A 24780-nucleotide genomic window follows, 5' to 3' on the forward strand; every position below is an offset into this window, starting at 1 on the left:
TCCGGGTGCCTCCGGAGCCGAAAGCGCCGGATGCAAAGTAGTTTGCATCACAAACCGGTTTGGAACAAGAGGTTGCAACAAAGAGTTTTGGTGGAGAATGTGGGCCGGGGATCAGGCGCTCATGTCACCGGTTGCCGGGACTGAACCCGTTGGCCGGTACCGCAGGAGGACCACGCCCCGTTCGGTCGCCGGTTCGGCCGCGATCAGCTCCAGGGCAGCGGGAGGCCCGTCGTCGGTAAACAGCCGCTTGCCGGGGCCAACAACGATGGGGTGCACCCAAAGGTTCAGCTGGTCGTACAGGCCCTCGGCGAAGAGGGTCCGGGCAAAGTCGATGCTGCCGATGACATGGATACTGTGATGCCGCTCCCGCAGCGAGGCCATTTCCGCGGCGAGGTCCGCGCCGAGCAGGGAGGATCCGCGCCAGTTCAGGTCTGGGGTGCCCCTCGACGCCACGTACTTGGGGATCCGCTCGAACGTCCGCGCGATGGATGCATCCGGACCATCGAGGTGGTGCGGCCAGTACGCGGCGAAGATGTCGTAGGTGCGCCGCCCCAGCAGCAGGGCATCCATCTCCTGGATGCCCTCGTCCACCTGTGAGCCGGCGGCTTCGTCCAGCAGGGGTGCCTGCCAGCCGCCGAACGCGAAACCGCCGTCGTTGTCTTCATCAGGTCCGCCCGGGGCCTGGGCAACCCCGTCGAGGGTGGTGAACAGATCAATGGAAATCCGGCCGGCCATGGAGAACCCCTTCGCTGAAACTGGGACCATGCTGGCCGCGGCTGTGCCGGGCTGTCAAGGCCGGCAGCAGATCTCAGCGCAGGCGGCGGGCCTTCAGGACGACGTCTTCGGTGTGGTGCGCCCCGGCCCCGGCGGCAACGTGGCGGGGCCGGATCTCATCAACCTCAATCCGCCAGTTCCCGTCCAGGAGCGCGCGGATATCCGCCAAACCCACATATTCGTCGAGGTTCAAACCTCTGGCCTCGGCCTCTGCAGCCGTAGGCAACGGGTGGTGCACGGCCAGGAGCAGGCCGCCGGGAGCCACCGCGTCCAGGAGTGCGTGTTCCGCGAGGTCCTCCGGGGTGCGAAGCAGGGCCGGATACTGGGCGGAAACCAGGTCGAAGGACCCGGCCGGCAGGGCCGCTTCCAGCAGGCCTGAGTGCAGCCACTGCACGCGAAGACCCCGGGCCCCGGCCTCGCGGGCGGCCCGGTCAAGCGCAACCCGGGAAACATCCAGCGCCGTGACGTCCCAGCCCCGTTCCGCCAGCCACAGGGCGTCGGCACCCTCGCCGCAGCCAACGTCCAGGACCCGCCCGGGCTCCAGGCCCTCAACTTCGTGTATCAATGTGCCGTTGGGCTGTCCGCTCCACAGGCTTTCCATCTCCGCATAACGCTGGTCCCAAAAGTTCTCGACTTCGCCCGTTGCCTGCTGGGCGGGGGCGGAGGACTGATCCGCACCGCGCATGCCGCCGTCATTTCTCTCCATGGAAAAAGCATGCCGCTGCGGGCGCGCTCCGGCCAAGTTGTTTTGCCGAACCGGCAACCCGGAGTGCCCCCGTTCGGATGAAAGTTCGTGTGAAACAATGCCGGAATGCCGCATGATGGAACGCCGATAGGCACGGTCCAGTCGCTCTACCGCTACCCGGTCAAGTCCACCGCGGGGCAGGCCGTGGTCTACAGCGCCGTGACCGCCAGGGGACTGCGGCATGACCGCGGGTGGGCGGTTTACACCGACGACGGCGGCATCGCCAGCGGAAAGCGCACCCAGCGCTTCCGCCCCGTCCCGGGCCTGATGCAGTGGACCTCCAGGATTGATGACGGGGCAGCCGGGCCCACGCTCGAAAGTCCGCAGGGGCAGCGCTTCCGGGTGGGTGATCCGGCCGCGTCCAGGGCCCTCAGCGAAGCGTTTGGCCGGTTACTGGAACTGCGGCCCGAAACCACGGTGCAGCATCACGACGAGACGCCCCTGCACGTTCTCACGACGTCCTCGCTGGCTGCGCTCGGGAACCTTTCCGGATCCGTGGTGGATGAGCGCCGGTTCCGGGCCAACATTGTGATTGATACCCAGGCGCTGCCGGCGTTCGCCGAGGATGGCTGGACCGGGGCCGAGCTGGCCCTGGGGGACGAGGTTGTCCTGCGCCTGGGGCCGGGCATGCCGCGCTGCGTGATGATCGATCAGCCCCAGGCCCCGGTCCCTGCCGCCGGTAGAACCCTGAAACTGCTCGGCCTTCACCACGGCACGGAGTTTGGCCTGCAGGCGTACGTGCAGCAGGGCGGAATGCTGCGGGTTGGAGATGCGGTCTTCCTGCGCTAGAGCGGCAAGTCCGCATCCGGACGCAGCCGGATGAGGCGCTGCGGGCCGTCCTCGTCCAGCTCGACCAGATCCCCGTGCGAGGACAGGAAATCGGTGAAGGAACGGAAACCGAGCGGCTTCTCGTTAAAGGACGGGTCCATGCGCCGCATCTGGTTCTTCACCGTGCCGGTGTTGAGCCACTCGTCAGCATCTCCCTTGGCATGGCCGATTTTCAGCGCCCGCACCAGGAGCTCCGTGGCGAGGGTGCGGGGATCAATGTCTTCGGCACTCTCCGGTTCATCGAAGGTGGCATTTTCGGTGTGGGAAAACATGGGAACCACGGTCAGCGTCCGTGCCTTGTCCGGAGCCTGGTCCTGCGCGGCGGCCGTCCCGCTCCTGCCCTCGGCGGCGGCCGGAGCCGGCTCACCGGCCTTCACGACGCCGGGCAGCGAGTCATAGTCTTCGAACTCGTCGCAGGCTGCGGCCAGGGAGGTGCTGGTGGACCCGGCGACGCCGATGCCGACGACGAAGCGGCCGAGGCGCTTCGACTTCTGTGCGAGGGCAATGTAGTCACTGTCGCCGGCCACAATGATGACGTGCGTCAGGTCAGGGAGCCGGAAGAGGTCTTCGACGACGTCGACGGCAAGGCGGATGTCGGCCCCGTTCTTGGTTCCCCGGGTGGTGGTGGTGAAGAGCTGGGTGAGGTCAACAGCCCGGGACATCAACTGGCGCTGGTAGCTGGCGTTCACCGGCACTGACCAGTCGGCGTAGGCCCGGTTGACCACCAGCGTGCCAAACGAGGCGGCGAAGTCAATGATGGCGTTGAAGTCCACCGTCGCCGCGGTCAGCTTGGCTGCCACGTCCGGGTCGGCGTCGCGGCTCAGCCGGTCAAAATTCCGGATGCCGTCGCGCTGGAAGGCGTTGCGGCCGTGCAGCTGCTGGTAACGGGAAATGACAATGTTGTCGAAGTCGATATAGAGGCCGACGCGTGCGTCGTTCGGTTCATTCATGGAACTTAGGCCTTGCGGTAGGTGAGATCGAAAATCAGGCGGCCTGCCTGGTGGGCTTTGTTCTCGAAGCTGGTCAGGATGCGGCCGTCAAAGCGCGGAGCCCAGCCGCCGCGGGTGTCGACGTCGTTCACCGGCGCCTTCTTCTCCAGGCCCTCCCGGTTCACCCGGGTCAGCGGGCTGTCCTCGCCGGCGCGCTCGCCGTCGTGCAGGTTTCGGAAGCTGGATGATGCATCAAGGACTTCGCGCATCTGTACGGCGTAGTCCGACCAGTCCGTCGCCAGGCGCCAGATCCCGCCCGGGACCAGCACCCGTGCCACGAGTTCGGCGAACTCGTCCTTGACCATGCGCCGCTTGTGGTGCCGGGTCTTGTGCCAGGGATCGGGGAAAAAGACCCAGACCTCATCCACGGTGCCGGCCGGAAGCATGGTGGTCAGGACCTCGGGAGCGTTGGCCTGGACCACGCGGACGTTGCTCAGTTCCTTCTGCCCAATGCGCTGCAGGGTCTGGGCCAGGCCGGGAAGGTAGACCTCCACGGCCAGATAATCCTTGTCCGGGTTCTGCTCGGCGGCGTGCGTCACTGCTTCGCCCAGCCCTGAACCGATTTCCACGATCAGGGGAGCGGTCCGGCCAAACTCGGCGGCGGCGTCGAACACATACTCCGGATCCACTGAAGTGTCAGCTTCCGCGCGGGGAACGTCGATGACGAACCGGTCGGACAGCTCGTCCCACGCCTGCTGCCGGCGTCCCTGGAGGCGGGACCCGCGGCGGACGAACGAGACCGGCGAGCGGAAGTGCCGGGGGTCGCCGGTTTCGTCGGAAACGCTTGCGTTCTCCGGGGCAGCGGTATCGGGGTCAGCCGGATCCGAAGCATTCAGGGAGCCGGCGTCGGGCAGGGCTGGTTCAGTAGTCATCACTGTTAATGCTATCGGCTGGCGTGAGGGCCTGTTTGCAGGCTCCACGCGGGCTCATCGGAGGGGCCGCGGGCCGCTCGATTAGGAAACTGGTGGCAAACCGGTAAACTGGATGAAGTTGTTGTGTCTGCCGCGCCTCAAAGCCGCGTGTGTAAGCAGCACAACCTGCGTCGATGAACGCTTTCTTTTGTCCCGCTGGCCCTTATCCGGCCAAGCCCTGGACACTGTCTGACTTTTCTTCGGCGAACCCCCGGCGCCATACGGTTTTGGGGGCCACTTACCGAAAGTTGCCTGTCTTTAATGACTACTTTTGCTGCCCTTGGTGTGCCCAAGGCACTGGTTTCCTCCCTCTCCGCTTCCGGAATTGACGAAGCATTCCCGATTCAGGTGGAAACCCTTCCCGATACCCTCAAGGGCCGTGACGTGCTCGGCCGCGGCCGCACCGGCTCCGGCAAGACCCTCGCATTTTCCCTTCCGCTGGTTGCGCGGCTTGCAGAAGCCGAAGCCGCATACCGCCGCAAGCCCAACCGCCCGCTGGGCCTGGTCCTGGCACCCACCCGCGAACTGGCCACGCAGATCAACAACGTGATTGAGCCGCTCGCGAAGGAACTGGGCCTGACCACCACCGTTATTTACGGCGGCGTTTCCCAGCAGCGCCAGGAAAAGGCGCTGAAGGCAGGCGTGGACATTGTTATTGCTTGCCCCGGCCGGCTTGAAGACCTCATGAAGCAGAAGGTCATCAGCCTGGAATCCATTGAAATCACTGTGCTCGATGAAGCCGACCACATGGCTGATCTCGGATTCCTGCCGGTAGTCCAGCGACTGCTGGACCGCACTCCCGAAAAGGGACAGCGCATGCTGTTCTCCGCGACGCTGGACAACGGCGTGGACAAGCTTGTCCGCCGCTACCTGTCCAACCCGCTGACGCATTCGGTGGACGAGCCGCAGGCGGCCGTGTCCACCATGGAACACCACGTCCTGCTCGTCCAGGACCAGACAGCCAAGAAGCTGCTGGTCAAGGAACTGGCCTCGGGCCAGGGCCGCCGCATCATGTTCATGCGCACCAAGCACCACGCACGGAAGATGGCCAAGTTCCTCACTGACAGCGGAATTCCCACCGTTGACCTGCACGGGAACTTGTCCCAGAACGCCCGCGACCGGAACCTGGCGGAGTTCTCCTCCGGTGACGTCCGCGTCCTCGTTGCCACCGACGTCGCCGCCCGCGGCGTGCACGTGGACGACGTTGAGCTGGTTGTCCACATCGACCCGCCCACGGAGCACAAGGCTTACCTGCACCGCTCAGGCCGTACGGCCCGTGCCGGTTCCAGCGGAACCGTTGTCACGCTGACCCTTCCGGAGCAGAAGAGCGAAGTCTCCAAGCTCATGAAGGCCGCCGGCGTGGACGTGTCGATCGAGAAGGTCTCGCACAATTCTCCGTCCATCGCGAAGCTGATCGGCGACCGCGCCGCTGCTGTGGAGCCGCATGTGCGCGCCGCCCAGCTCGCGTCCAAGTCTCCTCAGCAGGGCGGCGGCCGGTCCACCGGTGCCAATGCCCAGCGCAAGCGCGCCGCCCGCTCCACCACCGCACCCCGTGCCGGCGGCCGGGGCGGATCCGGCGGACGCGGACGTGTCTCTGTCGAGCGCACGGAACGCAGCGACCGCAGCGACCGCAACGACTTCACGCCCGATGCCCCCCGCGCCGGCCGGTCCCAGGACGGACGCCGCGGTGCAGCTGCGGCTTCCACCGCCTCCGGCCGCAACCGCCGCCCGGCCACGGGCCAGCGCGCCGGTGACGTGGCTCCCGCAGGCGGCGGCCGTCCGGCTGCTTCCCGCAACCAGGCACCGTCCGGTGCCGGCCGTCCCGCACGCGGTGCCGGCCCCCGCCGCGCAACGGCTCCGGCTTCGAACGAGCGCCGTTCACGCTAAACAGCAGCACCAACGCTAAAGGCGCCTGCTTCCTTTCGGGAAGCAGGCGCCTTTTCGTTTGCCCGGGCCCGGGATTAATCCAGAGCGTAGAACGAGACGAGCGCGGCGAATCCGCGTCCCAGCACGGCGGGCCGCCCGGCGTTTCCGGCCACCGCGTCCAGGGGTTCCAGCGCCGTCGTCGAACCGTCGGCGGCCGTGACCGAAGCCGAGCCGTGCAGCAGCACCACAAACTGTCCTTCGCCGACGGTCTGCGGGTTCTTCTTGGAGAGTTCAGCCACCAGCACCGAAGCGCCCGTGGTGCCCCGGTCCACCAGCGTGTTCAGCACCGTCACCGGCCCCGTGGGCAGCGCGGCTTCCGCGGGGGAGTCCCCGGAGTACCGGAAGGGACGGAACCTTTCCATCCCATGCTCGACGCCGTCGACGGTCAGGACGAGCAATTCGCCTTCAACCGGCACCGTGATGCGGTCCTGGCCGGGAAAACCCGTGAAGGCTCCGGGCTTGTCGATGGACGCAATACTCAGGCGCCAGCCGGCGCCGGAGGACAGTTCCTTGACCCTGCCGTTGTTTTTTCCCCAGGCAGTTGAGGGCAAATCGGGAAAGCGGATGAGGGTGCCGGTGTTCTCGGGACTGCTCACGGTGTCCTTACTCGATGGATGGCAGCGGGTTGGCGCCGCGCAGGTAGTGGCGGCGGGCTGCACTGTTGATCAAAAAACTGCGGCCGCTGGTCTGCGCCGGTTCGATCCGGAGGAAATGGTTCTTTTCCCCGGACTGCCAGGGGAACAGCGGAAGCTCCTCGGAAGCCAGGATTTCCTCGATGCCGTCCAGCTGCACCGCGGCCCCTTTCAGGACGACGCTCCAGGCCTGGCCAAGGCGCTCGTCATAGCCGTCCACTTCGAAGGCGACGGCGCCGCCCTCGAGGGCGCCCGCGAGCTTTGTTCCCGCAGCGGTGCGGAAAACCACGGATCCGCGGTCAACAACAAAGTTAATGGGGAAAATCTCGGGGTGCTGATCCACCACCACTGCCAGCCGGCCGATGGCGGCTTGGCGAATGTAGTCCCAGCACTGGTTGGCGCTTAGTTCGGCGGGCTTCTCGGCAGGTGTTCCGGCATCATCATTGATAGGCGACATGCCCTCAGTCTAGTTGCAGCGGTGAGCTTCGCCGGAAACCCGCGCAGGGCCCGCGGTTATGGTGCCGCCGGCGCCCGTGCCCCACAATAAGACGATGAACCTCATCCTGAACCTCATCTGGCTCCTGTTCGGCGGCATCTGGCTGGCACTGGGCTATGTGCTGGCCGGAATCGTCTGCTGCGTGCTGATTGTGACCATCCCGTTTGGCATTGCGTCGTTCCGGATCGCGGCCTATGCGTTCTGGCCGTTCGGGCGGACCGTGGTGGACCGCGGGGGATCCCCGGGGCTGCTGTCCACGGTGGGCAACGTCATCTGGCTGGTGGTGGCGGGCGTGTGGATCGCGGTGGGACATATCCTCACCGCCATCCCCATGTTCATCAGCATCATTGGCATTCCGCTCGGCATCGCCAATCTGAAGATGGTCCCGATCTCGCTGATGCCGCTGGGTAAGGTCATTGTGCCGACGGGCCGTCCCGGGCTCACTCCGTACGGGACCGCCGCGCCTTACGGAGCCGCGGATCCCTACGGGTCGGCCGGACCCTACGGACGCTGACGTACGTGGCTGATTCAACGCCCGCAGTCAGGCTTACCCTTCTTCCGGAAAAGCTGAGCATCTTCCGGTTCCAGCCGTCCGCCCCGGTGCCGGATCTGGCCGCCTTCACGGGAGTGTGGTCCGTAACCCGCACCCGGCGCGAGATATCCGTAGTGGCAGAGGAAGGCGCGTGCTCCGCTGCCGACGAGGAAGACCCGGGATGGCGGTGCCTCTACGTTGACGGTCCCATTCCCTTCAACCTCACCGGAATTGTCGCTGGCATCACCTCGGCCATTGCAGCTGCGGGTTTGCCGGTGTTTGTCCTGTCAACTTTCGACAGCGACCTGATTCTCCTGCGGGGCGAATCCGTGGACCGTGCTTTGCGGGCGCTGCGGGACAAGGGGTACGCCATCGGGGTTCCTCCGCTTCCGGAGCTGTCGGCTACCCGGCAACCCCATCCAGGAAGGCCTTCATAAGCGGACCTCCGGATGTGGAACCAAGCTCACCCTCGGCCACGAACACGGCTACGGCCAGGTCCCCCTGCAGCGCCACCACCCAGGCATGGGTCCGCGGCGGGGTTTCGCTGCCAAACTCCGCTGTTCCCGTTTTCGCCAGCACCGGCTCTCCCGGAACATCCAGCAGCACGTTGGCACCGCCGTCGGTCACAACGCCCCGCATCAGCTCACGCAGCGATGTTGCCTCGGCAGCCGTGAGGGCGCCGGCCTCGACGGGCTTTGCGGTTTCCGAGGCAGCCGGTGCCGATGCCGTGGAGGAAGCACCGGAGGACGCAGCGGGATCCGATGCCGCCGGCGCCTCGGGATCAGCAGTGACCAGGACGGGCGTAACCCGTTCACCCTTGCCAACGGATGCGGCGGCAATGGCCATGGCCAGCGGGGACGCCAGCACCTCGCCCTGCCCGATCATGGAAGCGGCATGGTTGGTTCCTTCCGCGGTCTCCGGAACAGACCCGAAAAACGCCCCGGTGCCGATGGACTGCTCCACCCCAAGACCAAGGTCTGCGGCTGCGGCGGCCAGTGCCCCCTGGGAAACCGTGTCCCGCGTGCCGATAAACGCGGTGTTGCAGGACTGGGCAAAGGCATCGCGCAACGGAATGTCGCCCACAAAGGCTGCCGGATAGGTGCTGGCGTTGTTGAATTTGCGCCCGTCAACAAGCAGCTCGGCCGGGCACGACAGCACGCTGTCCGCAGTGGTTCCCTGCCGAAGCAGTGCCAGCGAAGTGGCAATCTTGAAGGTGGACCCCGGCGGGTACTGGCCCAGGAGGGCGGTTTGCTGACCTTCGCTGCCGGGCCCGTTGGCCACGGTGAGGACGTCGCCGGTGGATGGCTGGATGGCCACGATGGCCGAGGCCGACGGCTCCTCTTCGAGGACTGACTCGGCCAGGGCCTGCAGCCGGGGATCGAGACTGGTCTGCAGGGCGGTGCCGTCTTCGGAATTGACGCTGAACACAACTTCGCTGCCGGAGGCGTTCTCCACGCTGACAGCCACACCGGGAGTGCCCTGCAGCTGCAGGTCATACTGCTGCTGCAGGCCGGCGAGCCCGGTCTGGTCCCCGGGCGAAAGCCGCCCCTCGGATTCCTCGATGATTTCCGCGGTGGCCTCACCCACCGAGCCGAGCAGCGCGCGGGCAAAGGTGCGGGTGGGGGCCAGCACTCGGGAGTCAGGAAGCGACAGGCCGCCCGGGATGCCCGCCAGCGCTTCGGGCGTGACGGGACCGTCAGCTTCCTGGCGCTGCACGATTGCCTCCACAAACGCTTCAGGACCGGACGCGGCAACCTGTGCCGTGTACGCGGCCGGATCAAGACCAGCGAGCTCGGCCAATGCGGCAGCCGACGCGGGCTGCAGGCCCTCTGGCACATCGGGCTTGTTGATCCCGATCCGCAGCACGGGGCGGGAGGCCATCAGCGGCTCGCCGAAACGGTCCAGGATTTCGCCGCGAAGCCCCTGGGACGTGGTGCGGGCCAGCCGGCCACCCTCGAGAAGGGTTTCAAAGAGCACGGAGGGAGCCCACTCCACCTGCCACGTGTCATCGTCGCCGCGGCGCAGCTGAGCGGTGCTTTCATAGGACCAGTCCGGCGTCGAATCCATGTTGACATCCCAGGCATAGGCCAGGCGGACGGCAGCGGCGTCGTCGTTCTCCGGATCTTCCTCGATGCCCGCCACAGTGACAGCGGGATCGATGTCGCCCATGCCCTCCAGCATGTCCGCCAGCTCGGCATTGACGCTGGCCGGATCAGTGTTGTTGAAGGCCGACGCCGACACGTCCCTGCCGGCGAGCCCGCGGGCCAGCTCGGCGGCCGCGTCCTGCGGCGAAGGTTTGTCCTCCGAGCAGGACACCAGGGTCAGTGCGAGGGCCGAGGCAGCGAGTACGGACGTGAAAGTGCGGATTTTCCCCATCCGCACAGAGTACCCGCGCGGGGCGGCGAAGCGCAGAAGACGACGCGGCGGATCCGGCGGAGGCGCGGGGACAGGTGGCAGGCACGGTCCGATTCCGTTCCGGTGTGCCACAAATGAGCAGCCGGGGGCGGCTTCCCGAACCCTGTGCACCACTGATATTCCCTGCTACGGTTTCAGAAAGAGGCTGCCTGCGGCCCCGACCACAACTCGCTTCCACTGATCCTGCTGACGGCCACTCGGCGTCGACGGCCGCTGGAGGACCCGGAACTGGTAGCCGGTTGTTCTACAGAGGAGTGGAAACCATGTCCGAAGCGAACTTCGCGTTTGAGCAAACTGAGCGCACCTTCGGCCGCCGCCAGATCCAGGCTGGTCACGCGCTCATGATGATGATTTCGCGGACCATTCCCCACCCCATCGGTGAAGTTTGGGTGGCGCTCACGGATCCGGAGCGTTTGGAGCAGTACGTTGGCCGTCCCGAGGGGGACCTGCGCCGCGGGGGAACCTATGAACTGCCCGACGGCACCCGTGGCGGCATTCTCCGCTGCGATCCGCCCCGGCTGCTGACCCTCTCGGTACAGCGCCCCGGCGGGCATTCGGCCGAATTGGAGGTGCACCTCACCGCCGAGGATTCACGTACCCACATCGATCTGAAGTACGCCTCGGTCCGTAAGGGCTTTGTGCTGATCGACGCGGTTTCCGGCGAATGGGCGGCGGGGCCCGGATGGGAATTTTTCCTCGACAGCCTCACCGACTTCCTGGACGGAAAGACTCCCGAAGAGCCGCTGGGAATCATCGGCTGGAGGTCCTTTGAGGGACAGCAGCTGGACCTGTACCAGGCGCGGAACGCGGAATGGGAAAAGGCCAAAGCCGACTGGGACCACGAGCACGAGGCAGCTCCCGGCCCGTCCTGATCCGGTGCCTCCAGCTTCCTGTCCTGACCCTTCTTTTTTAACGGTGCAACGAGGCCCGTAAGCCTGTGGATAACTTTACATCCCAAGTTGAGCGGAATAGACTCAAGTTTGTTGCGTCCGGATGGATGATAGCTGTTGTGTTTGCCGTTCTCCGGAGGCTGGGTAGCAGTCTTTTCAGGTATAAGGAGCCCCGTAGTGGACACGAAATTCACCAACAAGAGCCAAGAGGCCCTGCAGGCTGCAGCGATGAACGCCACCACCGCAGGCAACCCCCAGATTGAACCCGCCCACCTGCTCAAGGCATTGATGGACCAGCGCCAGGGGGTTGCGGTCGCGTTGCTGAAAGCCGCCGGCGGAAACCCGGACACCGTCAGCGCCGCGGCGAGCAACGCCATCCATGCGCTGCCGTCCTCATCGGGGTCATCCGTGGCGCAGCCGCAGTTTTCGCGGCCCATGCTCCAGGTGATCACTGCAGCCCAGCAGGAAGCCGAGCAGCTCGGTGATGCCTACGTTTCAACCGAGCATCTGCTGCTGGGGCTGTCCCTGGACAGCGGCGCCGCCGGAAAGGCGCTGCGGGACAACGGGACTGGCCATGACGCCCTGCGGACAGCCCTTCCATCCGTTAGAGGAGACCGAAAAGTGACAAACGCCGACCCTGAAAACACCTTCCAGGCCTTGGAAAAGTTCAGCACCGACCTGACGGAGATGGCACGCAGCGGCAAGCTGGATCCCGTTATCGGGCGCGACTCGGAGATCCGCCGCGTGATCCAGGTCCTGAGCCGCCGCACCAAGAATAATCCGGTCCTGATTGGCGAGCCCGGCGTGGGGAAGACCGCCGTCGTCGAGGGCCTGGCCCAGCGCATCGTGGCCGGGGACGTTCCGGAGAGCCTGAGCGGCAAGACGCTCCTGTCCCTGGACCTGGGGTCAATGGTTGCCGGAGCCAAGTACCGCGGAGAGTTCGAGGAACGGTTCAAGGCGGTCCTGGAGGAAATCAAGAACGCCGAGGGGCAGATTGTCACCTTTATCGACGAGCTGCACACCGTGGTCGGTGCCGGAGCGGCCGAAGGGTCCATGGATGCGGGAAACATGCTCAAGCCGATGCTGGCCCGCGGCGAACTGCGCCTGATTGGCGCCACCACGCTCGACGAATACCGCGAGAACGTGGAGAAGGACGCCGCGCTGGAACGGCGCTTCCAGCAGGTGTACGTCGGCGAGCCCAGTGTTCCGGACACCATTGGCATCCTGCGCGGGCTCAAGGAGCGGTACGAAGCACACCATAAGGTGGCCATTGCCGACTCCGCACTGGTGGCCGCGGCCACCCTGTCCAACCGGTACATCAGCGGCCGCCAGCTGCCGGACAAGGCCATTGACCTGGTGGATGAAGCGGCATCGCGTCTGCGCATGGAGATCGATTCCGCTCCGGAAGAGATTGACGAACTCCGCCGTGCCGTGGACCGCCTGACCATGGAGGAGCTGGCGCTGGCCAATGAAACGGACTCGGCCTCCGTGGAGCGGTTGGAAGTCCTGCGCGAAGACATGGCCAACAAGAAGGAACAGCTGGCGGCACTGAACGCGCGCTGGGAAGCGGAAAAGGCCGGACTGAACCGGGTCGGTGACTTGAAGGCACAGATTGACGAGCTGCGCTCGGAGGCGGAGAAATTCCAGCGCGACGGCGACCTCACCGAGGCATCCCGGATCCTGTACGGGGAGATCCCTGCGCTGCAGAAGGAGCTGGACGCTGCGCAGCAGGCGGAGGAAAGCAACTTTGGCGAGGAAACCCGTGAGCTGATGGTGTCGGAGGAAGTCACCGCCGATGACATCGCCGAGGTGGTTTCCGCCTGGACCGGTGTTCCAGCCGGACGGATGCTGCAGGGCGAGTCGCAGAAGCTGCTCACTATGGAGGAGAATCTGGGCTCCCGCCTGATCGGGCAGACCAAGGCGGTCAACGCCGTCTCGGATGCGGTCCGCCGTTCCCGCGCCGGTGTCAGCGATCCGGACCGGCCCACCGGTTCCTTCCTCTTCCTGGGTCCCACCGGCGTCGGCAAGACCGAGCTGGCCAAGGCCCTGGCCGAGTTCCTCTTCGATGACGAACGGGCAATGGTCCGTATCGACATGAGTGAGTATTCCGAGAAGCATTCGGTGTCCCGGCTCGTCGGTGCCCCTCCGGGATATGTGGGGTACGAGGAAGGCGGCCAGCTGACCGAAGCCGTCCGCCGCCGGCCCTACTCCGTCATTCTGCTGGACGAGGTGGAAAAGGCCCACCCGGAAATCTTCGACATCCTGCTCCAGGTGCTCGACGACGGACGCCTCACCGACGGACAGGGACGCACCGTCGACTTCCGCAACGTCATCCTCATCCTGACCTCTAACCTCGGGTCGCAGTTCCTCGTGGACCCGGGGCTGACGGAGGAGCAGAAACGGGAGTCGGTTATGGGCATGGTCAACGCCAATTTCAAGCCGGAGTTCCTGAACCGGCTTGACGACGTCATCCTGTTTGATCCGCTGAGCCTGGACGACCTGTCCAAGATTGTGGACATCCAGGTCCGTGCCCTCGCCGACCGCCTGCATGAGCGCCGCCTGGTGCTGAATGTCACCGACGCCGCCCGCGAATGGCTGGCCCTGACCGGGTACGACCCGGCGTACGGCGCCCGTCCGCTGCGCCGGCTTGTGCAGCGCGAGATCGGCGACAAGCTGGCCCGTGGAATCCTGGCCGGCAAGATCTCCGACGGCGACACCGTGGTGGTGGACCGGCCGGAGGGCAGCGTCAGCATGGACGGCGAGGAGCTGGTGGCCGAGCCGGTGGGACTGTCAGTCGAAGCGGCAGCCTGACGCGCGCCGCCGCCTGACGCGCGCCGTGGCTGGCCGGTGAGCCGGGGACTGCTGTTGCCCCGGTCCGCTGATGAGCTCCGGGCTACGGCTCAATCAGCGATTCGGTGAGTTCCCGGCCCTCACCGGCCACCACGAAGCAGTCCACCCTGCGGTCGCCGTCCTCCCAGGACGCGGGCGTCGGGACTGCCTTGTTGACCTGGAGATCCAGGTCGCTGTCCGCGGCGGCGGACTCGGTGTAGCGGACCCCGGCGCACACCTCGTCGGCGCGCTCCGTGAGCGCATCCGAGCCCGGGAACTCGTCGCCCTCGTCATAGGTGGCGGTCGCAACGAGTTGGGCGTTGTGCGGGGTCTCGCAGGTGACCACGTTGGTTGGGTCGTTGACGCCGGTGAAACCGCTCAGGCATGCCCCGCTTTCGAGCTCGATGGGGGCCACATCCTCTTCCAGCACGCCCGGGTCCTTCTCGGATCCCAGGATGACCGTGAAGAACAGCACCAGCAGCACGGCCAGGACGCCCAGAATCCCCACGATCAGCAGCAGCTGCTTGTTTTTCCCGTTCCCCTCGCCCGTGCCCGACGACGGTTCAGACTCCCGCCGGGAGCGGCGAGACTCTGAGGGTCCGGCAGCCGCGGTGGACCCGGCAGCAGCAGTTTCTGCAGCGGAATCCGGAGCTGGTTTCGCCGCATCGGCGTCGGCGTCCTTGGACCCTTCGGTGTCCTTGGCGTCTGCCGTGGCTCCGGGTGCCGTGTCTCCGGCGCCAGGGGTCCCGGTCTCGGAGGACTCGCCCGTCATCGGCGCAGCCGCAGCAATTCCCTCGGTTCGGTTTACGGCCGCCGGATGGTTGGCCGCCGGATCAGTCAGGACGGCGGCGTCCGCTGCCTGGGCTTCCACTTCCTTGACTTCGGCGGTCGCATCATTGAGCGACGCGGCTTCGGCGGCCTCGGAGCTGATGTCAGGATCTGCCAGCGACGGCGTTTCCAGGGTGACCTCGTCCGGGTTGGTCACCTCGGGCTCGGCGGCAGGTTCGGAAAGGGGTTCGGACAGGGCGGGGTCCGACGCTGCCGCTTGGCCGGACTCCGCTTCGAAAGCACCGTCCCACAAGTGGCCGTCATGGTCCTCGCCGCCCGACAGCCACTCGGGGGCTTCGGCGTGCGCTTCAAGATCGGGAAGGGCCGCCGGCCCGGCCTTTGCCTCGGTGGCCTCGGCGTCTGCCGTGGGTACAGGAGCCGGCTCGGCCGGAGCAGCAGGGGCCGCGGCGTCTGCAGGCTTCGCAGCCTTTGACTCGGTACCGGCGGCTTTCGCGCCTGCCGGGGTCGGCTTTGCCTTGGTACCGGCGGCTTTCGCGCCTGCCGGGGCCGGCTTTGCCTCGGCCTTGGCCGCAGCGTCTGCCTTGCGAGCCTCGGCATCCGCCTTGGGGGCCTCTGCGTCTGTCTTGGGGGCCCCGGGGCCGGCCGGCTTTTCCGGCTTTGCCTGCGCCTTGGAGCCGGCACCCGCCGGCGCCGGCTTTTTCTCGGATCCCGTGGTGTTCGGGGTTGCCTTGAACGCTCCCTCAGGGGGAGGAGAATCGGCCCCCTGCGTGCTGTCTTTATCGCTCATGGTGAACGTCGGTCCTCCCTGTAGGCGGCCTGAACCAGGCCCCAAAACTGTCTCTACCCCTGACTTTACCCAGTGTCGGTGCGGTAGTGCAGGAAGAGGGCCGGCAGGCGCCGCGGACATTCCGGGGTCTTGGAGTGCCACAAAGGGCGAGGCGGGGCACAAGGCGGCCCGAAAACATGTAACCTGTACTTACGACAAATTGACCAAATATTCCGGGGCCTCGCTCACTTGCTCAGAGCGACCACCTCCGGATCGACGCAAAAAGGGGGTCACGCCATGGGGCGCGGCCGTCAAAAGGCAAAAGCAACCAAGCAGGCCCGGGAAATGAAGTACTTCACCCCGGCCACGGACTACTCGGCACTGCAGCGTGAGCTTGCGGGACCAACGAGCCGTCCATCGAGTCGATATCCCGAGGAACCGGCCGAGCCGGACTACTCGGCGTACGAAGATAAGTACGCGGATCAATTTGGCGACGATGACGACGATGAAGGTACTTCCCGCCGCACCGGCTAGAGCGGTACTTCATAGCGTCGGCCAATTGCTATCCTTCAGCGGATCACCCTCGGGTGCATCCGCTGAAGGCCGTTAACAGCCCGCCCGCCCATACCGGCGGCAGGAAAAAAGGGTGCGCATCCTGAGGATGCACACCCTTTCGTGTTTCGCTGAGTAAGCAGGGTACGCGTTAGACCGCGTAGTTGCCGACCAGACGGACCGCTCCGCCGTCGACGCCCTTGGCGCCCTGCACGTAATCGGGACCGGACTGCGCCTCACCGGCGGCACCCACGGTGCCCATCACCCACGCGGGAACGCCGCGCGAAGCCAGCCGGTTCACGGCTGCGTCAGCGCCGGCGGCGTCAACGATGGCCACCATGCCCACTCCCAGGTTCAGGGTACGCTCCAGATCAGGCAGCGGAACGTTGCCCAGTTCGCCGACCAGCTTGAAAATGGGCGGCAGCTCCCAGGTGGACCGGTCCACGGTGGCCTCGAGGCCCTTGGGCAGGACACGGGCCAGGTTCGCTGCCAGGCCGCCGCCGGTGACATGGCTGAAACCATGGACGCCGGCAGCTTCAAAGCGCGCCAGGTCCAGGCAATCTGCGGCGTAAACCCGGGTGGGTTCCAGCAGCTCCTCGCCCAGGGTCCGCCCAAACTCGCTGACCTGCCGTTCCAGCAGCCAGCCGGCGTGGTTGATCACGCGGCGCACCAGCGAATAGCCGTTGGAATGCAGCCCCGAGGACGCCATGCCAATGACCACGTCACCGCTGCGGACACGTTCCGGGCCCAGCAGGTCCGCGGCCTCGACGACGCCGGTGGCAGCGCCCGCGACGTCGTACTCGTGTTCTCCCAGCAGGCCCGGGTGTTCGGCGGTCTCGCCGCCCACCAGTGCGGTTCCGGCCACCTCGCAGGCGGCGGCAATGCCGCGCACAATGTCGGCAATGCGTTCAGGAACCACTTTGCCGCAGGCAATGTAATCGGTCATGAACAGCGGCTCGGCGCCGACCACCACGATGTCATCCACCACCATGCCCACCAGATCGAAGCCGATGGTGTCGTGGATGTCCATGGCCTGCGCAATGGCCACCTTGGTGCCCACACCGTCGGTGGACGTTGCGAGCAGCGGCTTTTTGTAGGTAAGCAGCCGCGATACATCGTAGAGTCCGGCAAATCCGCCCACCCCGCCCAGCACCGAGGAATTGTGGGTGGCCTTCACGGCGGCCTTCATCAGTTCAACGGCCCTGTCGCCGGCTTCAACGTCCACGCCCGCTGAGGCATAGGTAATGGCGGTCTCGGACGAGCTCATACGGCTTCCTTCTTGTCTGCATTGGTCAGGAGATTCTCAAACTCGGCGTCGGGGCCGGGGTCGCAGCCGTTGGCTCCGTTGTCCTCCGCCGGATTGGCCGGTGCCGCGGGTTCGAGCAGGTTCTTGCCGAGCCGGTCAGCGGACGGCAGCTCGATGGGGTAAACGCCGGTGAAGCATGCGGTGCACAGACGCTCACGCGGCTGCTGGGTGGCGCCGATCATGCCGTCCTCGGAGATGTAGGCCAGCGTGTCGGCTCCCACCGATGCGCAGATCTCCTCAACGGCGGCACCGTTGGCAATCAGCTCCGCGCGGGAGGCAAAGTCGATGCCGTAAAAGCACGGCCACTGCACCGGCGGGGAGGAAATCTTGACGTGCACTTCCTTCGCGCCGACCTCGCGCAGCATCCGCACAATGGCCCGCTGCGTGTTGCCGCGGACAATGGAGTCATCCACGACAATGACGCGCTTGCCCCGGATCACGGATTCCAGGGCGTTGAGCTTAAGTTTGATGCCCAGCTGCCGAAGCGTTTGGCTGGGCTGGATGAAGGTGCGCCCCACATAGGAGTTCTTGACGAAGCCGTGGGCGAAGGGGATGCCCGACTCTTCGGCGTATCCCACCGCTGCGGGAGTGCCCGATTCGGGCACCGGGATGACGATGTCCGCCTCGACCGGGAACTCGCGGGCCAGCTGGCGGCCCATGTCCACCCGGCTCTCGTAGACGGAACGGCCGTTGATGACAGCGTCCGGGCGGGCCAGGTAGACGTACTCAAAGACACAGCCGGCCGGTGTTGCTTCGCCGAAGCTGGTGCTGCGGATGCCGGTTTCGTCAATGGCGATGAATTCGCCGGGTTTGATTTCGCGGATGAAGCTGGCGCCAACGGTGGCGAGGGCGGAGCCTTCGGAGGCCACCACCCAGCCGCGGTTCAGCCGGCCCAGGACCAGCGGGCGCACGCCGTAGGTGTCGCGTGCCGCGTAGAGGGTGCCCTCATCCATAAAAACGAAGGAGAAGGCCCCGCGAAGCTTGGGCAGCAGCTCAAGGGCGGTGTCTTCCAGTGACCGTCCGTCCGAGCCGTTGAGCAGCGCGGTGACCAGGGCGGTGTCCGAGGTGTTGCCCTGGGCAATCTCGCCGAACCGCGGCCGCCCCTCGCGTTCGATGATCATTTCGTAGAGTTCGGCGGAATTGGTCAGGTTGCCGTTGTGCGCCAGGGCCACGGTTCCGCTGGCCGTTGCCCCCAGCGTGGGCTGGGCGTTGGACCACTGCGATGATCCCGTGGTGGAATACCGGCAGTGCCCCACCGCTATGTGCCCGGTCAGGGTATTCAGTGTGGTTTCGTCGAAGACCTGGGATACCAGTCCCATGTCCTTGTAGACGCTGATCCTGTTGCCATCGCTCGTGGCTATGCCGGCGGACTCCTGTCCGCGGTGCTGCAGGGCGTACAGCCCGTAATAAGTGAGTTTTGCTACTTCTTCGCCGGGAGCCCAGACACCGAAAACTCCGCAGGCATCCTGCGGACCCTTCTCGCCGGGCATGAGATCGTGGGAAAGTTTTCCGTCACCGCGTGCCATGGGATTAGTCTCTCACGCCGACGCCCTAGCCGGACTTCGCCGCGGAACCATTACGGCCCGCGGAGGGAGCGGCGGGGGAGTTACTCCTCGTCGCGCTCGACGACGGCGCGGCGTGCCTTGCGGACGCTGATCCAGTCCAGGAGCAGGGCAACAAGGGCTCCGACGCAAACGCCGGGAATGGCGAACATGATGGTGAAGAACCCGAGGGTTGCACCGCGGGTGTAGGTCGGATCGGCCGGTCCGGCATAAGCGACCACCAGAGCGGCAATGAACCCGGCGATCACGCCCAGAGCCAGGAACGGGATAAAGCGGGGAGCGCGGCGGACGGTAATCTCGCGGCGCTCAGGGCTGTGCTGCTCAGAACTCATACGGAAATTCTACCGGCAGTAGAGATTATTGCCCTGCACGGAACAAGGGGAGCCATTCCGACAGATCCGCGCGCAGCCCGGAAGCCGCCACCTTCCCGGCCCCGACGGCTTCGGCCCAGGACCTTTGGCCAGAGACAAGGGCCAGCCAGGTGGCGGCGTCGGTTTCGATGACGTTTGGCGGGGTGCCGCGGGTGTGCCGCGGCCCGGCGACGCACTGGGTGACGCCAAACGGTGGAACGCGGACCTCCACGCTGTTGCCCGGGGCCCGCTCGGCCAGTTCTTCCAGCGCATAGCGGACTGCGGTTGCCGTCGTCGCGCGATCGGCCTTGGACCCGGTCTCGGCCGCCGCCAAGGCAGCCCTCAGTGCCATCTCGCCCTCGGGTGCCGGGACGCGTCGTCGTGCCATGGGTATTCCCTGCGCCGCGGCTAGGAATCCAGCAGGGCCGTGACGGGTGCCCCCAGCCGGATGCTGCCCACGGGCTCACCGCCGCCCAGGATTGGGCGCATGATCTTGTCCAGCACCGCGCCGATCTTGCCGGCGTCCACGGCGCCGCTGGCGGCCAGCAGCGTCAGGCCCACCAGCGACGCGGCCCGGGTGTCACCGTCCAGCATTTTCAGGGCCACCGAAACGCCGGTGTCGGTGCCCAGGACCAGGACGCCCTCGGCGCCGTTTTTGGAAATGATGCCCAGGTCCTCCATCACCACGGTGTTTTCCCGGCCGCGGCCGTGCACCGCCCACGGGTAATCAAGCATGGCGGTGGCCACGGTGGCGGCCCGGGCGTCGCCGTGCTTGCTGGACGGCGCCTTGGACAGGCGGCCGATGCCGCGGGCCAAGCCGGTGAGGGAGACGGCGGCCAGCGGGGCGCCGCAGCCGTCGGTGCCCCAGTGGCTGACGGTTTCGCCGGTGAATTCCTCGATGACCTCGGCGATGCGCAGCTGCAGCGGATGCTGTGGGTCCAGGTACGTTGCGTGGTCCCAGTTGTTTTCGGTGCAGGCCCAGAGAAACGCGGCGTGCTTGCCGGAGCAGTTGAAGGCGAGCTTGTTCTTGCCCTTGCCGGCGCGGATCAGCTCATGCCGGGCGGCCTCATCCTGCGGCCAGTCCTCGGGGCACTGCAGGTGTTCTTCGGTGACTCCGGCGGCGGCCAGCATCGTCTGGACCACGTCGGTGTGTTCCTTGGAACCGGTGTGGCTTGCCGCGGCCAGCGCCACCTGCGGTCCGCGCAGCGGAACCCCGGATTTCATGGCGGCGACGGCCTGGAAAGGCTTGAGCGTGGAGCGCGGAAAGATGGGGGAGCCGATATCGCCCAGGGCGGTGACAACGCTTCCATCGGCGGCCATGACGACGGCGGAACCGATGTGGCGGGATTCGATGAAACCGCTGCGTTCCACAACGGCAAGTTCAACGGCATCGGACGCAGTAAAAGTGGCAGGCATGTTCTTATTCCACCATGAACTGCACCGACTGCCAGCCGGAGGCGCCGTCGGGCACCGTGTCGGCGCGGGTCTCCGTCTGCACTCCGTCCTGCGGATCCGTAGCCCGGGCTCGCACTGTGTGGTTGCCCTTTTCCAGGTCCGGGGTGCGGAAGGAAAACTGCCGCCAGGTATCCACCGACGCCTCCTCGGCCAGCACCGCCGGCTGCCAGTCGCCGTCGTCGATCTGAATCTCCACCCCGGTGATGCCGCGCTGCTGTGACCAGGCGGTGCCGCCAATGTCCACGGGGCCGGCGGGAACCCGGGCGAACGACGCCGGGACCTCCACCCGCGCCATGGTCTTGACCGGGGCGCGCTCGGCCCAGCCGCGGTCCGTCCAGTAGGCGGTCTGCGCGTCGAAGCGGGTGACTTCCATGTCGATGAGCCATTTGGTGGCGGACACGAACCCGTACAGGCCCGGCACCACCATGCGCACCGGGTAACCGTGCACCGGCGGCAGGGGTTCATCGTTCATGCCCACAGCCAGCAGGGCGTCGCGGTCATCCTGCAGCACTTCCAGGGGCGTGGATGCGCTGAAGCCGTCAATGCTGGTGGAGAGCACCATGTCGGCGCCGTCGGTGGGCCGCGCCCGGGCCAGCAGCTCCCGCACCGGCAGGCCCAGCCACTTGGCGGTGCCGGCCAGGTCTCCGCCCAGCGGATTGGAAACGCAGGTCAGGGTGAGGTGGCGTTCAACCAGGTCCGAGTCCATCAGCTCGGCAAAGCTGATCCTGACCTCTTCCTCCACCATTCCGTGAATGCGCAGTTCCCACGTTTCGGCATCCACTTCCGGCACGCTCAGCGCGGTGTCGATCCGGTAAAAGTCGGCGTTGGGTGTCAGCCACGGGGTCACCCCGGGAACGGGCGACTGCAGGCCGGCGGGCAGCGCGGGTGCGGGCTCGACGGCGGCCGGCAGCTTGAGTGCGGCCCGGAAGCTGGCTGTGGTGCTGCGGGCTGCGGCGATGGCCCGGCCACCGGTTGCCGCGGCTGCCGCCACCACTGCGGTGAGCCCGGCCGCAGCGAAGAATCCGCGCCGGCTGGGCCGGCGCCCCTGGGGCGCGGGGGACGGGCTGCCGATGACAGCCCCGGCACCGCCGTCGTTCTGACCGTCCCCCGCCGAGACCGGCTGGCTGGCAGGCACTGCTGCGGGAGCGTCTGCCGGCCCAAATCCACTATCCGCCGGCTGCCCGGAGACGGCAATAACTGCGGCGGATTCCGGAGCCGGAATGCGCCGAATAAGTCCGCGCAGCACGCCAATCCCCACCGCCGTTCCCAGCAGCGTGGGCACGGCGTCCAGGGGCTGGGCTCCGGCGCGGGTGAGGACGCAGGCGATAATCACCGCTCCCATCACGACGACGGCGGTGACCCCCAGCGCCCAGCGGTACCGGGCGAGCATTCCCGCCAGGGCGGCGAGCAGTGCGATGGTCACGGCCATGCCGGCAAAGAGCGCGGCCTTGTCATTGGTGCCGAAGGTTTCAACCGCAAAGTTCTTCAGCCACAGCGGAGTGAAGTCGATAAACGTGGAGCCGAGGGCAATGAGCGGACGGGCCCGCGCCGTGAAAAACGCACCGGCCAGTTCGGCCACGGCCAGCACCGTGGCCGCTGCCAGAATGCCGGACAGCGCCGCATACAGCATGGCCGGGCGGGGCAGGAGTCGGTTACGGGTACGGGCGGGGGAGGGTTTCGCAGAAGCCGTCATGGATCCTATTCGCAGCAGCCCGGCGCAGGTATGGGTGGTGCGTCACACGGGTGCCCCCGCTTTCTGCTGCCGGAGCCTAGCCAGTACCCTGAACTACTGTGAAGGTTCTCGTTGTTGGCCCCGGTGGCCGCGAACATGCCCTTGTCCGATCCCTGCTCGCTGACCCGTATGTTCGGGAGGTCCACGCTGCCCCCGGCAACGCCGGCATCGCCCAGATGGTTCCGGTCCACGCGCTGAACGCCAGTGACCCGGCGGAGGTGACCGCGCTTGCCCGCACCCTGGAGGCAAACCTGGTGATCATCGGCCCGGAGGCCCCGCTTGCCGCAGGAGTTGCCGACGCCCTGCGCGAGGCGGGCATCCCGGTGTTCGGCCCGTCGCAGGCCGCAGCGCAGCTGGAAGCATCCAAGGCGTTTGCCAAGCAGGTCATGGCAGCGGCCAGCGTGCCTACCGCCATGGCCCGGGTAGCCGCCACGGCAGAGCAGGCCGCGGACGCACTGGATACCTTCGGCGCGCCGTACGTGGTCAAGGATGACGGACTGGCCGCCGGCAAAGGCGTAGTGGTCACCTCCGACCGGGAGGCTGCGCTGGAACACGCGCAGGCATGCTTTGACGCCGGCGGGACCGTGGTGATCGAAGAATTCCTGGACGGCCCGGAAGTTTCCCTCTTTGTTCTTTCCGACGGCCGCAACGTTGTCCCGTTGGCACCGGCCCAGGACTTCAAGCGCATCAACGACGGCGATGAAGGCCCCAACACCGGCGGCATGGGAGCCTACTCCCCGCTGAACTGGGTTCCGGGAGACTTGGTGGAGGACGTCATCCGCCGGGTGGCACAGCCCACCATTGACGAGATGGCGGCCCGCGGCACTCCGTTTGTCGGCGTCCTGTACTGCGGGTTGGCTCTGACCTCGCGCGGCATGCGGGTCATCGAGTTCAACGCCCGTTTTGGTGATCCGGAAACCCAGGCCGTCCTGGCCCGCCTGAAAACACCGCTGGGCGGTTTGCTGATGGCCGCGGCCAAGGGCGAGCTGGACCCCATGGAACAGCTGAAATGGGACCCGCGCACGGCAGTGGCCGTGGTGGTCGCCGCCGCCAACTATCCGGAAACCCCGCGCACGGGAGACCGGATCCGTGGCCTGAAGAAAGCGGCAAAGCTCGACGGCGTGCACGTGCTGCACGCCGGCACCGCCCTTGATGAGGACGGCAAGGTGGTCTCCGCCGGCGGGCGGGTGCTCGCCGTCGTCGGCCTCGGCTCTGATCTGGAAGCCGCCCGGGACCTGGCGTATGCCGGTGTGGAAAAGATCCGGCTGGACGGATCCCAGCACCGCAGCGACATTGCCCTGAAGGCCCTGCGCGGTGAGGTGGTGGTGCCCGCGGGCACCTGCACGGTGCCGGACGAGGCTGAGGAATCCGCCCCTGCGCGCAGCGTGGACGGGGATCCGGCATGAGCGCGCCGCAACTGGCCGGCTGGACCCACGTTTACTCCGGCAAGGTCCGCGACCTGTATGTGCCCGCCGACCTTTCCGTGCCGGGCGCCGGTGAGCGTGTCCTGGTGGTGGCGAGCGACCGGATCAGTGCCTTTGACCACGTCCTGAGCTCCGAAATCCCGGACAAGGGCCGCATCCTGACCCAGCTGAGCCTGTGGTGGTTTGACCAGCTGGATGTGCCCAACCATGTGATTTCCGCGGACGAGGGCGTGCCTGCCGAGGTGGCGGGCCGGGCCATGATCTGCAAGAAGCTGGACATGTACCCGGTGGAGTGCATTGCCCGCGGCTACCTCACCGGCACCGGACTGGCTGAATACCGGGTCTCGCAAACCGTGTGTGACGTGCCGCTGCCGGCCGGGCTGGTGGACGGGTCCCGGCTGGAGCCGGCGATCTTCACGCCGTCGGCCAAAGCCGAGGTGGGCGAGCACGACGAAAACATCAACTTTGGTGCCGTGGTGGAATCCGTGGGCGCCGAAACGGCGGAAACCCTGCGCGCCCTCACCCTGGAGATTTACACAGCGGCAGAGGCCATTGCCCGCGGACGCGGCATCATCCTGGCCGACACCAAGGTGGAGTTCGGCAAGGATCCGGCCACCGGCGAGGTGACCCTGGGTGATGAGGTGCTGACCCCGGATTCGTCCCGCTTCTGGGATGCGGCACTCTACGAGCCCGGACACGCGCAGCCGTCCTTCGACAAGCAGTACGTCCGTGACTGGCTGACATCTCCGGAATCGGGCTGGGACAAAGCCTCTGACACTCCGCCGCCGGCGCTGCCAGCTGACGTTATTGAGCGCACCCGGGCGCGCTATGTGGAAGCCTACGAGCGGCTGACCGGCAGGACGTTCCGGTAGGCCGC

General features: G+C 66.5%; 23 protein-coding genes. 9 read left to right on the forward strand and 14 right to left on the reverse strand.

Translation table 11 applies throughout. The features are described 5' to 3' along the window. Positions 1-111: 111 nt before the first annotated feature. Together AAE021_RS17910 and AAE021_RS17915 are read right to left on the reverse strand one after the other, a co-directional pair. Positions 112-735: a dihydrofolate reductase family protein gene (locus AAE021_RS17910; protein WP_342023635.1), complete on the reverse strand. Its 624-nt coding sequence runs from the start codon at positions 733-735 to the stop codon at positions 112-114. 73 nt (positions 736-808) lie between these two features. Next, on the reverse strand, positions 809-1480 hold the full coding sequence (locus AAE021_RS17915; RefSeq protein ID WP_342023636.1) for a class I SAM-dependent methyltransferase: 672 nt from the start codon (positions 1478-1480) through the stop codon (positions 809-811). A 105-nt stretch (positions 1481-1585) separates the two neighbouring features. On the opposite strand from AAE021_RS17915, the gene AAE021_RS17920 reads away from it, so the two are divergent. Beyond that, positions 1586-2308, forward strand: coding sequence for an MOSC domain-containing protein (locus tag AAE021_RS17920; RefSeq protein WP_342023637.1), 723 nt, complete (start codon positions 1586-1588; stop codon positions 2306-2308). On the opposite strand, the gene AAE021_RS17925 is transcribed toward AAE021_RS17920, so the two are convergent. Continuing rightward, complete coding sequence (locus AAE021_RS17925) at positions 2305-3297, reverse strand: NYN domain-containing protein (RefSeq protein WP_342023638.1); 993 nt, start codon at positions 3295-3297, stop codon at positions 2305-2307. The two genes, AAE021_RS17920 and AAE021_RS17925, sit on opposite strands and share 4 nt — an antisense overlap. A 5-nt stretch (positions 3298-3302) precedes the next feature. Then, entirely contained in the window at positions 3303-4208 is a 906-nt protein-coding gene (gene trmB, locus AAE021_RS17930) for a tRNA (guanosine(46)-N7)-methyltransferase TrmB (protein ID WP_342023639.1), read from the reverse strand. Between the two features lie 300 nt (positions 4209-4508). Between trmB and AAE021_RS17935 the strand changes: the two genes are divergently transcribed. Further along, positions 4509-6134: a DEAD/DEAH box helicase gene (locus AAE021_RS17935; protein WP_342023640.1), complete on the forward strand. Its 1626-nt coding sequence runs from the start codon at positions 4509-4511 to the stop codon at positions 6132-6134. Positions 6135-6208: 74 nt separating this feature from the next. Here AAE021_RS17935 and AAE021_RS17940 read toward each other — a convergent pair whose 3' ends face one another. Both AAE021_RS17940 and AAE021_RS17945 read right to left on the reverse strand, forming a co-directional pair. Further along, positions 6209-6769: a HutD/Ves family protein gene (locus AAE021_RS17940; protein WP_342023641.1), complete on the reverse strand. Its 561-nt coding sequence runs from the start codon at positions 6767-6769 to the stop codon at positions 6209-6211. Between the two features lie 7 nt (positions 6770-6776). After that, positions 6777-7262: a pyridoxamine 5'-phosphate oxidase family protein gene (locus AAE021_RS17945; protein ID WP_342023642.1), complete on the reverse strand. Its 486-nt coding sequence runs from the start codon at positions 7260-7262 to the stop codon at positions 6777-6779. 94 nt (positions 7263-7356) lie between these two features. Here AAE021_RS17945 and AAE021_RS17950 point away from each other — a divergent pair, with 94 nt between their 5' ends. Beyond that, complete coding sequence (locus tag AAE021_RS17950) at positions 7357-7815, forward strand: YccF domain-containing protein (protein WP_342023643.1); 459 nt, start codon at positions 7357-7359, stop codon at positions 7813-7815. A gap of 5 nt (positions 7816-7820) precedes the next feature. Next, a complete protein-coding gene (locus AAE021_RS17955; RefSeq protein ID WP_342023644.1) occupies positions 7821-8270 on the forward strand; it encodes an ACT domain-containing protein in 450 nt (149 codons plus the stop codon). On the opposite strand, the gene AAE021_RS17960 is transcribed toward AAE021_RS17955, so the two are convergent. Next, complete coding sequence (locus AAE021_RS17960) at positions 8236-10209, reverse strand: penicillin-binding transpeptidase domain-containing protein (protein ID WP_342023645.1); 1974 nt, start codon at positions 10207-10209, stop codon at positions 8236-8238. The two genes, AAE021_RS17955 and AAE021_RS17960, sit on opposite strands and share 35 nt — an antisense overlap. A gap of 302 nt (positions 10210-10511) precedes the next feature. On the opposite strand from AAE021_RS17960, the gene AAE021_RS17965 reads away from it, so the two are divergent. Together AAE021_RS17965 and clpB are read left to right on the forward strand one after the other, a co-directional pair. Further along, positions 10512-11120: an SRPBCC domain-containing protein gene (locus AAE021_RS17965; protein ID WP_342023646.1), complete on the forward strand. Its 609-nt coding sequence runs from the start codon at positions 10512-10514 to the stop codon at positions 11118-11120. 195 nt (positions 11121-11315) lie between these two features. Further along, positions 11316-13949: an ATP-dependent chaperone ClpB gene (clpB, locus tag AAE021_RS17970; protein ID WP_342023647.1), complete on the forward strand. Its 2634-nt coding sequence runs from the start codon at positions 11316-11318 to the stop codon at positions 13947-13949. An 82-nt stretch (positions 13950-14031) separates the two neighbouring features. Here the strand turns inward: clpB and AAE021_RS17975 are convergent, their stop codons facing one another. Further along, positions 14032-15543, reverse strand: coding sequence for a septum formation family protein (locus AAE021_RS17975; protein ID WP_342023648.1), 1512 nt, complete (start codon positions 15541-15543; stop codon positions 14032-14034). 276 nt (positions 15544-15819) lie between these two features. Here AAE021_RS17975 and AAE021_RS17980 point away from each other — a divergent pair, with 276 nt between their 5' ends. Next, a complete protein-coding gene (locus AAE021_RS17980; protein WP_104102792.1) occupies positions 15820-16056 on the forward strand; it encodes a DUF3073 domain-containing protein in 237 nt (78 codons plus the stop codon). Between the two features lie 169 nt (positions 16057-16225). On the opposite strand, the gene purM is transcribed toward AAE021_RS17980, so the two are convergent. The 6 genes from purM to AAE021_RS18010 form a co-directional block, all read right to left on the reverse strand. Then, positions 16226-17341, reverse strand: coding sequence for a phosphoribosylformylglycinamidine cyclo-ligase (purM, locus tag AAE021_RS17985; RefSeq protein ID WP_342023649.1), 1116 nt, complete (start codon positions 17339-17341; stop codon positions 16226-16228). Then, positions 17338-18906: an amidophosphoribosyltransferase gene (purF, locus tag AAE021_RS17990; RefSeq protein ID WP_342023650.1), complete on the reverse strand. Its 1569-nt coding sequence runs from the start codon at positions 18904-18906 to the stop codon at positions 17338-17340. Before purF ends, purM begins: the two co-directional genes overlap by 4 nt. A gap of 80 nt (positions 18907-18986) precedes the next feature. After that, complete coding sequence (locus tag AAE021_RS17995; RefSeq protein WP_342023651.1) at positions 18987-19274, reverse strand: hypothetical protein; 288 nt, start codon at positions 19272-19274, stop codon at positions 18987-18989. Between the two features lie 25 nt (positions 19275-19299). Then, a complete protein-coding gene (locus AAE021_RS18000) occupies positions 19300-19686 on the reverse strand; it encodes a sterol carrier family protein (RefSeq protein ID WP_342025462.1) in 387 nt (128 codons plus the stop codon). A 14-nt stretch (positions 19687-19700) separates the two neighbouring features. After that, positions 19701-20708, reverse strand: a complete 1008-nt coding sequence (locus tag AAE021_RS18005) for an asparaginase (RefSeq protein ID WP_342023652.1) — start codon at positions 20706-20708, stop codon at positions 19701-19703. Positions 20709-20712: 4 nt separating this feature from the next. After that, positions 20713-22440: a molybdopterin-dependent oxidoreductase gene (locus AAE021_RS18010; RefSeq protein ID WP_425362423.1), complete on the reverse strand. Its 1728-nt coding sequence runs from the start codon at positions 22438-22440 to the stop codon at positions 20713-20715. Positions 22441-22538: 98 nt separating this feature from the next. Here AAE021_RS18010 and purD point away from each other — a divergent pair, with 98 nt between their 5' ends. Both purD and AAE021_RS18020 read left to right on the forward strand, forming a co-directional pair. Then, positions 22539-23885 (forward strand): phosphoribosylamine--glycine ligase, encoded by a 1347-nt coding sequence (purD, locus tag AAE021_RS18015; RefSeq protein ID WP_342023653.1) that lies wholly within the window; start codon positions 22539-22541, stop codon positions 23883-23885. Beyond that, positions 23882-24775, forward strand: a complete 894-nt coding sequence (locus AAE021_RS18020) for a phosphoribosylaminoimidazolesuccinocarboxamide synthase (protein ID WP_342023654.1) — start codon at positions 23882-23884, stop codon at positions 24773-24775. The genes purD and AAE021_RS18020 overlap by 4 nt, the downstream gene beginning before the upstream one ends. The last annotated feature ends 5 nt before the right edge of the window (positions 24776-24780 follow it).

The sequence above is a fragment of the Arthrobacter citreus genome (genome assembly GCF_038405225.1).
Taxonomy (GTDB): Bacteria; Actinomycetota; Actinomycetes; order Actinomycetales; family Micrococcaceae; genus Arthrobacter_B; species Arthrobacter_B citreus_A.